Here is a 14,499-nt window from a genome sequence, read left to right on the forward strand (position 1 = left end):
AGGACAAAACGGGAAGGTGATCCGTGACAGGTTCCGGGACCGGAGTGACCAGCGTTACGCGGACGACGGACGGAGCACCGGCGGCTCGGCGGCAGCGAGATTCTCCGGGAGCGCGACCCTTTCCCGCAGCGGCGCGAGTTCGGACTGCAGCACGATCGCCGCGGCGCCGACGGCCGGTGCGGTGGCCGCCGTGTTGGACAGCCGGACTTCGACCGGATGGGCACTCCGGGCGAAGAACGCCCGCTCCATCTCCGCGCGCACCACCGGCAGGTACGCCGATCCCGCGATCGCGAAACTGTTGCCGGTCAGGACCAGTACCTCGAGGTCCACCACGTTGGCCAGCCCACGAGCCGCCACGGCGATGTACCGGGCGGACCGTTCCAGCAAAGCGGAAGCACGGGCGTCCCCACGCCGAGCCGCACGACTGATGGCCGCGAAGTCCGTCGCGACCGGCGCCCGTGCCTTGCTCGTCAGTCCCGCCGCACGAGCCAGGCCACGATCCGCCCGTGCCTGCGCGACGACGGCGGCCGGACCCGCGACGGCCTCAAGGCAGCCTTTGGCTCCGCACCAGCAGTCCGGGCCGTCGATGGCCAGGCAGGTGTGGCCGATCTCCCCGGCGTTCCCGCTCGGCCCGCGGTACGGGATGCCGTTGAGCAGAATGCCCGCGCCTATGCCTGTTCCCATGTAGAGGGCCGCGACCGTCGACGTCGCTCCCACGCTGCCCGACCAGTGCTCTCCCAGTGCGGCCGCGGTCGCGTCGTTGTCCAGTATCACGGGCAGTCCGGTCGACTTCTCCAGCGCCCGGTCGAAGGCGAAGTCCTCCCACCGCCGCATCGCGGGCGGGGTCAGCCGCATGTCCGCCGTCGGCGCGAGCGGCCCGGGCGAGACCAGCCCGAGGCCGAGCACCCGGTCGCGGTCGACGCCGACGCTCTCGATCAGGCTGTCGGCCGCACGGGTGATCCTGGACACCACAAGGGAAGGATCTTCGATCCCGGCGGACGAGCGGGATATCCGCGCCACCACCGAGCCACCGAGGTTGACCAGCACGTAGGTGACGTTGGTGTGGTCGAGGTGCACGCCGACCGCGTAGCGCGCCGAGTGCTCCAGCTGGAGCAGGACTCTGCGCTTGCCGCCGGTCGACTCGGCCAGGCCGATCTCCACGACCAGGCCCTCGTCGATCAGGTTGCGCACGACTGTGGAGATCGTGCCGCCGGTCAGGCCCGTCGCGTTGATCAGCCCGACCCGGCTGATCGTCCCGGCGGCTCTGATCAGGTCGAGCACGGCGGCCTTGCTGCTGGCGTGGACCGTGGCCCGTGGTGATCCGCTCACGTGTCGCACCTTACTTTAATAACTGGCTTAAGTCGGCCGGACGGTTAGACTCGCCCCGAGGCGAGTCCGACATGGAGGCACTGCGAGTGATGGCGGCACACCACGAATCCACCGGTGCCATCGGACTGGTGCTCGCCCGGCCCGCCCGGCTGCTCGGCGTCGAGCCGTTCTTCATGGAGTTCATCGCCGGGATCGAGGAGCGGCTCGCCGACCGCGAACTCTCCGTGCTGCTGCACGTGGTCGCCACGCAGGAGGCCGAGATCGCCGCCTACCGGCGCTGGGCCCAGCGTGGCCTGGTCGACGCCACGATCGTGGTCAACCGGAGCGTGGACGACAAACGACCCGCGGTGCTCACCGAACTGGGCCTGCCCGCGGTCCTGGTCGGCGCCGCCGACGAGGCCGGGTTGCCCGCGGTGCGCACCGACGACGCGGGCCCGGTGCTGGAAGCCTTGCGCCGGCTGGTCAAACTCGGTCACCGCCGGATCGCCAGGGTGACCGGCCCGAGCACACTGCTGCACACCCGGGCCCGGACCGCCGCCCAGCTCGACGGATGCCGCTCGGCCGGGATCAAGCCGATCGTGGTCGAAGGCGACTATTCGGAGGAGAGCGGCGCCAAGCACACCGCGGAACTGCTCAGCCGGGCCGAACCGCCGACCGCGATCCTGTACGACAACGACGTGATGGCTGTGGCCGGGCTCGCTGTCGCCGCCGACATGGGTGTGCGGGTTCCCGATCAACTCAGCCTGATCGCCTGGGACGACTCCACCCTGTGCCGGGTGGCGTCGCCGCCGCTGAGTGTGATGAGTGTGGACGTTCATCAGTTCGGCATCACGGTCGCCGAGTCGGTCCTGGAACGGATCGACGGTGTCGCCGTCGCGCAACGGTGGTCCCCGCCCGCTCGGTACATCGCCCGGGAGACCACCGCGCCGCCGTCGCTGTCCACACGCGACAAGCCGGCGATCCCGTAGTACGGCTCCCCTTCCCGATCGGCCAGCGGCCGGTGGTCTTCGAGCACCACCAAGGCGACGACCAGAGCCGCGAGAACCCTCCAGAACGCCCAGCCCGCGGGCCGATCCGGCCATGGATCCTCCAGTCATCGGCTGACGTGCAAGACCGGCCAGCGACTTACTTTAGCGACTAACGTAAGAATCCACCACCTTTCGCCAGAACTGGCGACCACGCAGCCGATCTCGTGGAGTTGTCCGGTCGGAGCCCCTGAGCGGACAAGGTGAACCGGACGCCGATCAATCCTTGACTTTCTTTCTTCAGTGATTGAAGAATCTTCGCCACCACAGCCGGGGAATCGACACGGAGGGATCAACGATGTTCCTGCGCAGAAGGCTCACGGTGGCGGTGATCGGACTGACCGCGATCACACTGGCCGCGACCGCCTGCTCCCAGTCCCCGCCCGCGGGCGGGCCGGTGACCGACACGCTGGTCGTGTACAGCGGCCAGTCCGGCGACTACCAGCAGAACCTGAACCCGTACTCGCCCTCGGTCAACGAGGGACCCGGCACGATCTTCGAACCGCTCTTCTTCTTCAACCTCACCAGCAGAGACGCGCCGCCCGTGCCGTTGCTGGGCACGCGGTACGCATGGAACGGCGACGGCACCGAACTGTCGATCACCTTGCGGGACAACGTGAAATGGTCCGACGGTCAGCCGTTCACCGCCAAGGACGTGGTGTTCACGTTCGACATGGTCCGCGGGAACCCGTCCATGAACAACACCGGCTTCCAGGGTGAGACGACGGCGGTCGACGACAGGACCGTGACGGTGAGGTTCCCGGCTCCGGCGTACATGGAGGAGCCCCAGGTGCTGGGCAAGCTGTTCATCGTCCCGGAACATCTCTGGAAGTCCATTCCCAGCCCGGCCAACGACGTCATCGCCAAACCGGTGGGCACCGGGCCGTACGTGCTCGAGGACTTCAAACCGCAGGCCTTCACCCTCAAGGCCAATCCGTCGTACTGGGGTGGTGAGCCCGCGGTCAAGAAGGTCCGGTACCTGTCGTTGTCGGGCAACCAGGCCGGGGCCGACGCGCTGCAGGCAGGCACGATCGACTGGCAGACCAGTCCCGTGCCGGACGTCAAGAACACCGAGAGGATCTACCCCGGCTACCGGGCGCTCGTCTCCAACATCAACCAGATCACCCTGTTCAGCTGCTCGAACACGCAACTCGGCTGCCAGGGCCCGCAGACCGATCCCGCGGTGCGCAAGGCGATCTACTACGCGATCAACCGCGGTCAGCTCAACGCACTGGCCTTCCAGGGCACCGCCGGTGACATCTCCCCCGGGCTCGCCCTGCCGGACCGCGACCGTGACATCGTCTCCGGCCGGTTGCGGGAACGCATCGCACCGGCGAATCCCGAAGTCGGCAAGTCCGGCCAGCTGCTCACCGGCGCCGGATACGCCAAGGGCGCCGACGGGATCTACGCCAAGGACGGGAAACCGCTGGCACTGACCGTGAAGGTCGTCGCGGGCTGGACCGACTACATCACCGCGGTGGACACCATGGCGCAGCAGTTGCAGCAAGCCGGGATCAAGCTGACGCCGCAACAGGTCTCCTACAACGAATGGGCCGACGCGCGTGGCCGCGGCCAGTACGAGCTGCTGATCGACTCCCTCACGCCCGGTCCGGCACCCGATCCCTTCTACGTCTTCAGTTACTTCTTCAGCACGGCGACCACCGCCCCGGTCGGCCAGACGGCGAACCCCAACTTCTCCCGGTTCAGCGATCCGGCCGTGGACAACGCCCTGGCCGAGTTGAAGAAGATCGCCCCGTCGAACCAGGCCGCACGACAGCCGCACTACGAGACCATCCAGACCGCCCTCGAGTCGGCGATGCCGTGCATCCCTGTGCTGACCAACGGAACCGTCAACGTGTACAACGCCAAGGAGTTCACCGGCTGGCCGAGCAAGGAGGACATGTACGCCTTCCCGGCTGTCTGGCAGCGCCCCGACCAGGCCCAGGTGTTCAAGCGGCTCAAGCCCGCGGGCGCGTGATGAACTACTACGTCCGCAAGCTGCTGTTCTACGTGGTCGCGCTGTGGACGGCGGTCACGCTGAACTTCCTGATCCCCCGGCTGATGCCGGGCAACCCGGTGGACATCCTGATGGCCAAGTTGCAGGTCCGGGGCGGTTCGGTCGACCCGGCCGCCCGCCGGGCGTACGAACTGCTGTTGGGCACCGGCGGCGACGAGTCGTTGCTGAGCCAGTACTTCGCCTATCTGGGCAACATGCTCACCGGGGACTTCGGCGTGTCGGTGAGCGTGTTCCCGGCGGAGGTCAGCGAGGTCATCGCGTCCTCCCTGCCGTGGACGATCGTGCTCGTCGGGCTGGCGACGCTGCTGTCGTTCCTGCTGGGGATCGCGCTGGGCGCGATCGTCGGCTGGAAGCGCGGCACCTGGCTGGACACCCTGGTGCCTGCCACGACTGTGCTCGCGGCGGTGCCGTACTTCTGGCTCGCGCTCATCCTGGCCGCGGTGTTCGCCACGACGCTGGGCTGGTTCCCGCTCTCCGGCGGATATGACGTCACGCTCACGCCCGGCTGGAACGCCGAGTTCATCGGATCAGCCGTGTACCACGGCATCCTGCCCGCCCTGACGATCGTGGTCTCGTCGGTCGGCGGCTGGTTGCTCGGGATGCGCAACATGACCGTGTCCGCCGCGTCCGAGGACTACGTTCTGACCGCGCGGGCGAAAGGGCTGCGCGACAGCAGGATCATGATCCGGTACGCGGCCCGCAACGCGGTCCTGCCCTCGGTGGCCGGCTTCGCCATCTCGCTCGGGTTCGTGGTGTCCGGGTCGATCATCACCGAGCAGGTGTTCTCGTACCCGGGTATCGGCTCGAAGCTGTTACAGGCCGTGCAGAACAACGACTACGCGCTGATGCAGGGGATCTTCCTGGTGATCACCGTCGCCGTGCTGGCCGCCAACCTGGCCGTGGATCTGCTGTACGGCCTCATCGACGCGCGCACCCGCGCCCGGGTCTGAGGGGCTCGCCATGACCAATCCCGGACCGGTCACCAAGACCATTGTGGACAAGCGAGCGGGCGGCAGGTGGCGTGCGGTGCTGCCTGCCTGGTCGCCGAAACTGGGCATCGGCCTCGGCCTTGTCGTGCTCATCGCCCTGTTCGGCCTGCTGGGGCCGTTGTTCACCGGCGACCCGAGTGCCGTGCGCGACATCGGTCTGACGTCGCCGAGTGGTGATCACCTGCTCGGCACCACCCAGACCGGCCAGGACGTCCTGGCCCAGCTGACGCACGCGACGCGCGGTTCGCTCCAGATCGGCCTGTTGGTGGGCGTACTGGCGACCGTGCTCTCGGCCATCTTCGGCATCATCGGCAGCTACGCCGGTGGCGCCCTGGACGAAGTGTTCTCGTTGTTCTCCAACGTGGCCCTGGTGATCCCCGGCCTGCCGCTGGTGATCGTGATCGCCGGGTTCGTCCCGGCCGACCAACGCGGGTCGTGGACGATCGCGGTCGTGCTCGCGCTGACCGGCTGGGCGGCGGCCGCCCGGGTCCTGCGGGCGCAGACGCTGTCGCTGCGCAACCGCGACTACGTGGCGGCGGCCCGTGTGTCCGGGGAGAAGACGTGGCGGGTGATCTGTGTCGAGATCCTGCCCAACCTGTTGCCGATCCTGGCGTCCCAGTTCGTGTTCGCGGTCATTCTGGCCATCCTCAACGAGGCCGGGCTGTCGTTCCTGGGCCTCGGCGCGTCCAACTCCTCGACACTGGGCACGATGCTGTACTACGCCCAGAACGGCTTCGCGCTGCAACTGGACGCATGGTGGTGGTTCGTGCCGCCGGGGCTGATCATCGCGTTGTTCGGCTGCGGGCTCGCGCTGATCAACTTCAGCATCGACGAGATCATCAACCCTCAGCTGCGGACCGGCCACGCCAGGCAGAACGACTCCGATGTCACTGCTGCCAAGCCTTCCAGCGGGAATCGGTCCGCGGTGCTCACCGTCACCGGACTGGACGTCGTCTACCGGGCTGATCCACCGGTCCATGCGGTCAGGGACGTGTCACTGACACTGGGCCGGGGCGAAATCCTCGGCCTGGCCGGGGAGTCCGGGTGCGGGAAGACCACGCTGGCGTACGCGATCAACCGCTTGCACCGGCCGCCCGCCCAGGTCACCGCGGGCTCGGTCGTCCTGCATGACCGCGACGGCCAGGACATCGACGTGCTCGCGCTGGATGCCGAGCGACTCCGGACGTTCCGGTGGTCCAAGCTGTCCATGGTCTTCCAGGGCGCGATGAACGCGCTCAACCCGGTCACACCGGTCCGTGCGCAACTCGAGGACGTGCTGACCACTCACCGGCCGGACATGTCCAAACAGGAGCGCCGGTCGCGGTGCGCGGAGGTGTTCCGGCGGGTCGGCGTCGATCCGTCCCGATTGGACTCCTACGCGCACGAACTGTCGGGTGGCATGCGGCAGCGTGTCATGATCGCCATGGCGATGCTGCTCGAACCGCAGGTGATGATCATGGACGAGCCGACGACCGCGCTCGACGTGGTCGTCCAGCGCGGCATCCTCCGGGAGATCCTGCGGCTGCGGGACGAGATGGCGTTCGCGGTCATCTTCATCACCCACGATCTGCCGCTGTTGCTGGAGATCAGCGACCGGATCGCCGTGATGCGCTCCGGTGAGGTCGTCGAGTACGCGACGGCGGACGAGATCCATCGCAGGCCTCGACACCCGTACACCCGGCAGTTGCTCCGTTCGTTCCCCAGCCTCACCGGTGAGCGCGGGTTGTTCGCCATGTCCACTCCGGAACGGGAGACGTCATGACGACACTGGAGGTGACCGGCCTGGTCAAGGACTACGTGATCAGGTCAGGGCTGCGCAGGGCGACATTGCGTGCGGTGGACGGCGTCTCGTTCGAGTTGCGTCCCGGGCGCACCGTGGCCCTTGTCGGTGAATCCGGATCGGGGAAGTCGACGGTCGCCCGGATGATCGCCAGGCTGGAGGAACCGACTTCCGGCCGGATCACCGTGACCACACCGGACGGTCGGCGGGTGGACGACAGGACGTACCGCGACCACGTCCAAATGATCTTCCAGGACCCGTTCGCCTCGCTGAATCCGTTCCACACCGTGCAGCACCACCTGGTCCGGCCGCTCCGGCTGCACCACCGGGATGCCTCGTGGCCCGCGGTCCGGCACCTGCTGGAGCGGGTCAACCTGAAGCCGGCCGAGGACTTCGCGGCACGCCGTCCGCACGAGCTGTCCGGCGGCCAACGTCAACGCGTGGCGATCGCGCGCGCCCTGGCGCCGGGCGCCCGGGTGGTGGTCGCCGACGAGCCGGTGTCCATGTTGGACGTGTCCATCCGGCTAGACATCCTCTCCCTGCTCGCCGAACTGCAGCGGGAGGAGACCCTGGCCGTCCTCTACATCACCCACGACCTCGCCACGGCCCGGCACTTCTCCGACGAGATCCTGGTGATGTACCGGGGCCGTGTGGTGGAGCGGGGACCGGCCGACGACGTGATCCTGCGGCCCCGGCACCCGTACACCAGGTTGCTGGCCGCCGCCGCGCCGAACCCGGACGCCCGCGGCCGTTCCCTCGATCTGGACGTGCCCGAGTCGTTCGACACCACCGAGACCTACGACCACTACCAGGCCTCTCGTTGACCGCTGAGGAGCGATGAATGATCCGGCAGCACCTGCATGACGGATGGCAGCTGACCGCTACCGGGGGTGAGATACCGAGTGCGGTGGCCGGCCGGACCGTGCCCGCCACCGTCCCCGGTTCGACCCACCTGGATTTGCTGGCGGCCGGTCTGATTCCCGATCCGTTCCTCGACCGCAACGAGGAAGAGCTGCGGTGGATGCACCGGGCGGACTGGCGCTACTCGACGTCCTTCGCCGTCGATCCGCCCGCGCCCGGCGAACGAGTCGACCTGGTCTTCGACGGCCTGGACACGGTGAGCACCATTGGCCTGAACGGGGTCGTGGTCGGGAAGACCGCGAACATGCACCGTGCGTTCCGGTTCGACGTCCGCGAGATCCTCCGGGACGGCGACAACGACCTGACCGTGGACTTCCACTCCGCCCTCGCCCATGCCGAGCAGGTCGAGCGGGAACTGGGCTGGCGTGACCGCGCCTACCCGCACCCGTTCAACATGGTCCGCAAGATGGCCTGCGGCTTCGGCTGGGACTGGGGACCTGACCTGCAGACCGCGGGGATCTGGAAGCCTGTTCGCCTGGAGCGCTGGCGGGTCGCCCGGCTGGCCGGCGTCCGTCCACTCGTGACAGTCCAACCGGACGGCACCGGTCATGTCACTGTACATGTGGACTTGGAATGGGCGGACGCCGCGGACGACGTCGCCCTGGTAGCCATAGTGGACGGACGAACCGAACAGGTTCACGTGTCCGGCCAGCAGGCTTCGGCGGAGGTCACGATCCTCGTTCCCGATGCCCGGTTGTGGTGGCCCGCGGGCCACGGTGAGCAACCGCTGTACTCGCTCGACATCAGCCTGACGGTGAACGGCAACGAAATCGACGGTGTCAGCAGGAGGATCGGTTTCCGCACGATCACAGTGGACACCGAACCGGACGATCTGGGCACTCCGTTCACCGTCGTGGTCAATGACCGGCCGATCTTCGTGAAAGGCGCGAACTGGATCCCCGACGACCACTTCCTCACCCGGATCACCCGTGATCGGCTGGCCCGCCGGGTCGATCAGGCAGCCGGTGCCAACATGAACCTGCTGCGGGTGTGGGGCGGCGGCATCTACGAGACGGAGGACTTCTACGACGTCTGCGACGAGCGGGGGATGCTCGTCTGGCAGGACTTCCCCTTCGCCTGCGCGGCCTATCCCGAGGAGGAACCACTGCGCGGCGAGGTGGCGGCCGAGGCTCGGGAGAACGTCGCCCGGCTGACCTCCCATCCGTCACTCGCCCTGTGGAACGGCAACAACGAGAACCTCTGGGGTTACGCGGACTGGGGCTGGCCGGAGCAGTTGGCGGGCCGCACCTGGGGGCTCTGGTACTACACGGACCTGTTCCCGCGGATCGTCGCGGAACTCGACCCGACCAGGTTCTACTCCCCCGGCAGCCCGTACAGCCCTGCGCCGCACCACCCCAATGACGAGAACCACGGCACCCGGCACGACTGGGAGGTGTGGAACCGCCTGGACTACACCGCCTACCGGGATCACATACCCCGGTTCTGTGCGGAGTTCGGGTTCCAGGGGCCGCCGACGTGGACGACGCTCACCGAGGCGGTGCACGACGAGCCGCTCAGCCCGACGTCACCGGGTTTCCTGGCGCACCAGAAGGCCGAGGACGGCAACGGCAAGCTCCTGCGTGGCATGGCCGGGCACCTGGCCGTTCCGCTCGCCTTCGCCGACTGGCACTGGGCCACCCAGCTCAACCAGGCCCGGGCCGTGACGTTCGGCATCGAGCACTTCAGGTCCTGGTGGCCGCGTACCGCCGGCGCGGTCGTGTGGCAGCTCAACGACTGCTGGCCGGTGACCTCCTGGTCCGCTGTGGACAGTGGCGAACGGGCCAAGCCGCTGTGGTTCGCGCTTCGCCAGGCGTTCGCCCCGCGTCTGCTGACGTTCCAGCCGCGCTCGGGAAGCCTCGTCCTGGTCGCGGTCAACGACCACGGCTCCCCGTGGGAGCAGGAACTCGTTCTGGAACGACAGACTTTCACGGGCATCACCGTGTCCACAGCCCGTGTGCCGCTCTCGGTTCCGGCACGGTCCGCCGCCACGATCGAGGTGGCGGCTGCCCTGACCGAGCCCGGCGATGACGTCCTGGTGGCGCGCACCCCGGACATTCGGGCGATCCACCTGTTCAAGGAGGACATCGACCTGCCGTACGACCCCGAGCCGTTCACCGCGCGGGTCGAGAAGGTCTTCGGCGGTTACCGGGTGGACGTCCTGGCCCGGTCGTTCGCCCGGGACGTGGCCGTTCTCGCCGACCGGGTCGCCGCTGACGCGACCGTGGACGACATGCTGGTCCCGATGCTGGCCGGCGAGGTCCGGAGTTTCCTGGTCCGGACGGACAGTCCGCTGGACCCGGACGCGTTGGCCGGGCCCCGGGTGTTGCGGTGCGCCAACAGCCTGCGGTCGCCGATCACGCGCCCCTGAGGGTCAGTCCGCCTGATCGTCAGCCGGATCGCGCAGGACCCAGTGTTTGCGGCGGAGGAGGTAGCAGACCGCGGACACCACCAGGATGCCGAGGGTCACCAGCAGGCTCGGCCGGCCGATCACGGGGTCCCGCGCGGTCTGGTACGTCACGTAACCGAGTGCCGCCAGAGCCAGGACGGGCGGCACGGGGAACCATCGCATCCGGTACCGCGCATGCGCGGTGGTCCCGTTGCGGCGACCGGCAAGAACAGCGAGGCACAACGCGGCGTAGACGACGATCAACGATGAGCCCGTCACCACCAACAGCACGTCCAGGTCCACAAAGCACACCGCGGCCGACAGGACGCCCACCGCGAGTGTGGCGACCCACGGCGTGTGGAACCGCGGGTGGATCGCGCCCAGTCCACGGTTCACCCGCCCTGGCCAGACGGAGTCCCTGGCACTGCTGAAGAACAGCCGGGCGGTGAGCAGCAGGATCGCCAGCACGGCGTTGATGATCGCCACCGCGATCGCCAGGCTGATCGCCGTGTTCCAGCCCGATCCCGCGCGCGAGGTGATGAAGTACTCCATCATGTTGCCCGCGCCGAACAGGCCGTCCAGTGCGGGAGCTCCGAGCAGGACCGCCGTCACCGGAACGATCTCGGCGATCACCGTGATCACCAACGCCCACAGGATCGCCCGCGCGATTCCGCGCGAGGCGTCGGTGGTCTCCTCGCCGAGCATCACAGCGGAGCCGTATCCGTTGTAGGCGAAGATCGCGACCGCGGTGGCCGCGCCGATCACGCCGATGGTCACCGCGGCAGGCGGGCTGCCCGCGACCGGCTCGGCGAACAGTGGCCGTTCCACGTTCAGCAGGCCGAGCGCGGACACGATCACCAGCGCCATGATCTCGATGGCCAGGAAGATGCCGGTGACCCACGCGTTGACCCGGATGTCCAGCACGCCGAACACCGCCGCGGCCACCACGGTCACCGCGGCGACCACCGGTCCGTTCAGCGCGGGGAACACCGCGGACAGGTAGATGCCGACGCCGAGGGCGATCACCGCGATGATGATCACCTGGGTGACCATGATCAGGCCCATCACCAGGAAACCGGGCAGCCGCCCGAGCGTGCGGCCGACGATCGCGTACTCGCCGCCGGTGAGGGGATAGGCGGACGCCAGCTCGGCGTACACGAACGCCATGAACACGCCGACCACACCGGCGGCGAGGAAGCTCCAGATCGCGCCCGTACCGGCCTGTCCGATCACCCCGGGCGCGATGATGAAGACCGAGGACGCGGGCGTGATCGCGGACAACGTGATGAGCAGCGCGCCGAGGACCTTCAGGCCACGGCGCAGGCGGGGCGGTGCCGCAGTCGTGGACTCGCTCATGACCCACCTCCACTGCCGGAGTTTCTTGAAAGAGCATCAAAGAACTCGACGAGACCGCAGTCAAGGGCCTACTTGGTTTTTTGACGATCGTTCGACAAAATCGCTTCCATGGCACGTCCCAAGCGGCAGGAGGCCCGCCGCACGCAGCTGATGGAGGCGGCCCGGCGCGCCGTGGTCGAACGCGGCCTGGCGGAGCTGCGGCTGGGCGACGTGGCCAGGCAGGCCGGGTTGTCCCCCGGTTCGGTGCTCTACTACTTCCCCACGCTGCCCGACCTGCTTCAGGAGGTGCAGCGGGAGGCGATCGGCCGCTTCTGCACCGCGCGGGAGCAGGCCGTGCGCGACGAACCGGACCCGCGCAGGCGCCTGCTCGCGATGATCAGGAGCGGCCTGCCGGAAGGCCCCGGCGACGAGCTGGCGTACCTGCTGTACGAGCTGGGCGCGTTCGCCCGCAAGGACCCCGCGTACGCCGCCCGGTACATCGATCTCTACCACCGCCAGGTAGCCATCTACGTGGGCATCCTCGAAGCGGGTGCGGCGGCCGGGGTGTTCCGGCTCGCCGGGGACGCCCTGGGCATCGCCCGCAACCTGGTGATCCTGGAAGACGGCTACGGCCTGCATATGACCATGGCCGTGCCCACCTTCCACCCCACCGACGCCGAACGGCAGATCATCGCGTACGCCGCCATCGCCACAGGATGTGATCTCACGTGACTCTGATGCAGACGCCGTCCGGCAAACCCCGCTTCCGTGCGCTCGGTGTGGTGGACCTGCCAGGAAAACCCGGACCGTACAACGCGATCACCGACGTACCTGGGGTCGCGGTCGGCTACACCACGCTCGTGTCAGGCGAATCCGTGCGGACCGGCGTGACCGCGATCCTGCCTCGCCGGCACGCGACCGTCGCGCACCCGTGTGCGGCAGGCTGGCATTCGTTGAACGGCAACGGGGAAATGACCGGCACGGCCTGGCTCACCGAAACCGGCGCGCTGAGTCTGCCGGTGCTGATCACCAACACGCACGCGGTCGGGATGTGCCATCGCGGGGTGATCGACTGGGTCGCGGAGGAACGGCCCGGCGGCGCGCACGAGTGGCTGTTGCCTGTCGTGGCGGAGACCTGGGACGGCTACCTCAACGACATCTACGCACCGGCAGTGCAGCCGGCCCACGCGATGGCCGCCGTCAAAGCCGCCGTGTCCGGACCGGTCGAGGAGGGTTCCGTCGGCGGCGGTACCGGAATGAACTGCTACGGCTTCAAAGCAGGCAGCGGCACGGCTTCCCGGGTGGTGTCCTACGGCCGGGACGAGTTCACCGTCGGAGCGTTCGTCCAGGCGAACTTCGGTTCCCGCCGTGAACTCACGGTGGCGGGCACGCCGGTAGGCGCCCTGCTGGCCGACGACAACCCGCTGGAAGAGTGGATCGAGGGGAAGCCGGGTGCCGGTTCCGTGGTCGTCGTGCTCGCGACCGACGCCCCGCTGCTTCCCGGCCAGTGCACCGCGATGGCCCGCCGGGCCACCCTCGGCATCGCCCGCACCGGTACGACGGGTTCGCACTTCTCCGGCGATCTGTTCCTGGCTTTCTCCACCGCCAATGAAGGCGCCCTGACCAGTGGCTTCCCGAACGGACCGGCCCGGTTCGAGAATCTCCAGTTCGTCCCATGGGGACAGATGGACCCGTTCTACGAAGCGGTGGTGCACGCGGTCGAGGAGGCCGTGCTCAATGCCCTGACCGCCAACGAAAGCATGACCGGCCGCGACGGCCACCGCACACCTTGCCTGCCGCGTGACCGGCTGGTCTCGTTACTCTCGTGATCAGACGGCTTTGGCGGCCGAGACGAACTGACGGATCAGCTCGTGGTCCTTCACTCCACGGGCCGACTCGACGCCACTGGAGACGTCCACTCCCCACGGCTTGGCCGTCTCGATCGCGGCCGCCACGTTCGCCGGGCTCAACCCGCCGGCCAGCAACCACTTCCCGGCCGGCGCGGACCGCGCGAGCACCGACAGGTCCCAGCGTTCCCCGGAACCGGCGACCGGAGAGTCCAGAAGCAACATTTCCTCGCCGTACGCGCCCACGGTGACGTCCGTGTCCTCGGTGAGCGTGGTCGCCCGGAGCAGCCGGAACGGCAGGCCGTCGAACTCCTCGAACGCGCCGCGGGGGTAGTCACCGTGCAACTGCACGGCCTGGACCTCCGCTTCGTGCGCGATCCGGGCCGCGTCGGCCGCCGGGATGCCCGCGAAGACACCGACCGTGAGCACGTTGTCCGGCACGTCGGCGAGCAGCGGCCGGACCGCGGCGGGGTCGACCTTCCGGGCGCTCTTGGTGAAGACGAAGCCGACCGCGTCGGCCCCGGCGGCCACCGCCGCCTTGACGTCTTCCTGCGTGCGCAGCCCGCATACCTTCACGAACACACTGAGAACCATACCGTCGGCAGGGCCGCTGATCCTCCTCGTGAGCGTTTATCAGGGTTAGAACACCGATAACCACTCACGATGGTGCAGGGGCATGAATGTGCCGGTGGCGCCTCGAACGGCGCCACCGGCTGGTGTCCCCCAGCTGACCCGGCTCGCGTAGCGAACCGGAACCCCCGGTGAAGCGTACCCCCAGGCCGCTTCAGCGAAACTCTACAACACTGTTCGACTATCGCGCTACGCTGGAGCGTGACGACATGCAGTAGTGCCGCTCGAGCAGGGACGCTA

At 68.3% G+C, this 14,499-nt stretch carries 11 protein-coding genes; 8 read left to right on the forward strand and 3 right to left on the reverse strand.

Annotation, left to right across the window (positions count from 1 at the left end):
• Nucleotides 1-54: 54 nt before the first annotated feature.
• Complete coding sequence (locus tag GC106_RS22065) at nucleotides 55-1,329, reverse strand: ROK family protein (RefSeq protein ID WP_173133841.1); 1,275 nt, start codon at nucleotides 1,327-1,329, stop codon at nucleotides 55-57.
• Nucleotides 1,330-1,400: 71 nt separating this feature from the next.
• Between GC106_RS22065 and GC106_RS22070 the strand changes: the two genes are divergently transcribed.
• The 6 genes from GC106_RS22070 (at nucleotide 1,401) to GC106_RS22095 (ending at nucleotide 10,429) form a co-directional block, all read left to right on the forward strand.
• On the forward strand, nucleotides 1,401-2,297 hold the full coding sequence (locus tag GC106_RS22070; RefSeq protein WP_246366543.1) for a LacI family DNA-binding transcriptional regulator: 897 nt from the start codon (nucleotides 1,401-1,403) through the stop codon (nucleotides 2,295-2,297).
• 355 nt (nucleotides 2,298-2,652) lie between these two features.
• Complete coding sequence (locus tag GC106_RS22075; protein WP_173133843.1) at nucleotides 2,653-4,332, forward strand: ABC transporter substrate-binding protein; 1,680 nt, start codon at nucleotides 2,653-2,655, stop codon at nucleotides 4,330-4,332.
• Nucleotides 4,332-5,321, forward strand: coding sequence for an ABC transporter permease (locus GC106_RS22080; RefSeq protein WP_173133845.1), 990 nt, complete (start codon nucleotides 4,332-4,334; stop codon nucleotides 5,319-5,321). Before GC106_RS22075 ends, GC106_RS22080 begins: the two co-directional genes overlap by 1 nt.
• A gap of 10 nt (nucleotides 5,322-5,331) precedes the next feature.
• Complete coding sequence (locus tag GC106_RS22085) at nucleotides 5,332-7,122, forward strand: dipeptide/oligopeptide/nickel ABC transporter permease/ATP-binding protein (RefSeq protein ID WP_173133847.1); 1,791 nt, start codon at nucleotides 5,332-5,334, stop codon at nucleotides 7,120-7,122.
• Nucleotides 7,119-7,964, forward strand: coding sequence for an ABC transporter ATP-binding protein (locus GC106_RS22090; protein WP_173133849.1), 846 nt, complete (start codon nucleotides 7,119-7,121; stop codon nucleotides 7,962-7,964). The genes GC106_RS22085 and GC106_RS22090 overlap by 4 nt, the downstream gene beginning before the upstream one ends.
• A 17-nt stretch (nucleotides 7,965-7,981) precedes the next feature.
• A complete protein-coding gene (locus GC106_RS22095) occupies nucleotides 7,982-10,429 on the forward strand; it encodes a glycoside hydrolase family 2 protein (protein WP_173133851.1) in 2,448 nt (815 codons plus the stop codon).
• Between the two features lie 3 nt (nucleotides 10,430-10,432).
• Here the strand turns inward: GC106_RS22095 and GC106_RS22100 are convergent, their stop codons facing one another.
• The gene (locus GC106_RS22100) at nucleotides 10,433-11,803 is read right to left on the reverse strand and encodes an APC family permease (protein WP_173133853.1); all 1,371 of its coding nucleotides are present in this window, start codon (nucleotides 11,801-11,803) and stop codon (nucleotides 10,433-10,435) included.
• A 108-nt stretch (nucleotides 11,804-11,911) separates the two neighbouring features.
• Between GC106_RS22100 and GC106_RS22105 the strand changes: the two genes are divergently transcribed.
• The gene (locus GC106_RS22105; RefSeq protein ID WP_173133855.1) at nucleotides 11,912-12,514 is read left to right on the forward strand and encodes a TetR/AcrR family transcriptional regulator; all 603 of its coding nucleotides are present in this window, start codon (nucleotides 11,912-11,914) and stop codon (nucleotides 12,512-12,514) included.
• A 5-nt stretch (nucleotides 12,515-12,519) separates the two neighbouring features.
• Complete coding sequence (locus GC106_RS22110) at nucleotides 12,520-13,611, forward strand: DmpA family aminopeptidase (RefSeq protein WP_173134240.1); 1,092 nt, start codon at nucleotides 12,520-12,522, stop codon at nucleotides 13,609-13,611.
• Here the strand turns inward: GC106_RS22110 and GC106_RS22115 are convergent, their stop codons facing one another.
• On the reverse strand, nucleotides 13,612-14,211 hold the full coding sequence (locus GC106_RS22115; protein ID WP_173133857.1) for a phosphoribosylanthranilate isomerase: 600 nt from the start codon (nucleotides 14,209-14,211) through the stop codon (nucleotides 13,612-13,614).
• Nucleotides 14,212-14,499 lie beyond the last annotated feature (288 nt).

The sequence above is a fragment of the Kibdelosporangium persicum genome (assembly GCF_013280595.1).
Taxonomy (GTDB): Bacteria; Actinomycetota; Actinomycetes; order Mycobacteriales; family Pseudonocardiaceae; genus Kibdelosporangium; species Kibdelosporangium persicum.

Excerpts from the sequence above, each read along its gene's own strand:
- GC106_RS22085 (WP_173133847.1), top strand. The coding sequence starts at position 5,332 with ATGACCAATCCCGGACCGGTCACCAAGACCATTGTGGACAAGCGAGCG.
- GC106_RS22095 (WP_173133851.1), top strand. The coding sequence starts at position 7,982 with ATGATCCGGCAGCACCTGCATGACGGATGGCAGCTGACCGCTACCGGG.
- GC106_RS22075 (WP_173133843.1), top strand. The coding sequence starts at position 2,653 with ATGTTCCTGCGCAGAAGGCTCACGGTGGCGGTGATCGGACTGACCGCG.
- GC106_RS22110 (WP_173134240.1), top strand. The coding sequence starts at position 12,520 with ATGCAGACGCCGTCCGGCAAACCCCGCTTCCGTGCGCTCGGTGTGGTG.
- GC106_RS22100 (WP_173133853.1), bottom strand. The coding sequence starts at position 11,803 with ATGAGCGAGTCCACGACTGCGGCACCGCCCCGCCTGCGCCGTGGCCTG.
- GC106_RS22090 (WP_173133849.1), top strand. The coding sequence starts at position 7,119 with ATGACGACACTGGAGGTGACCGGCCTGGTCAAGGACTACGTGATCAGG.
- GC106_RS22105 (WP_173133855.1), top strand. The coding sequence starts at position 11,912 with ATGGCACGTCCCAAGCGGCAGGAGGCCCGCCGCACGCAGCTGATGGAG.
- GC106_RS22080 (WP_173133845.1), top strand. The coding sequence starts at position 4,332 with ATGAACTACTACGTCCGCAAGCTGCTGTTCTACGTGGTCGCGCTGTGG.
- GC106_RS22070 (WP_246366543.1), top strand. The coding sequence starts at position 1,401 with ATGGAGGCACTGCGAGTGATGGCGGCACACCACGAATCCACCGGTGCC.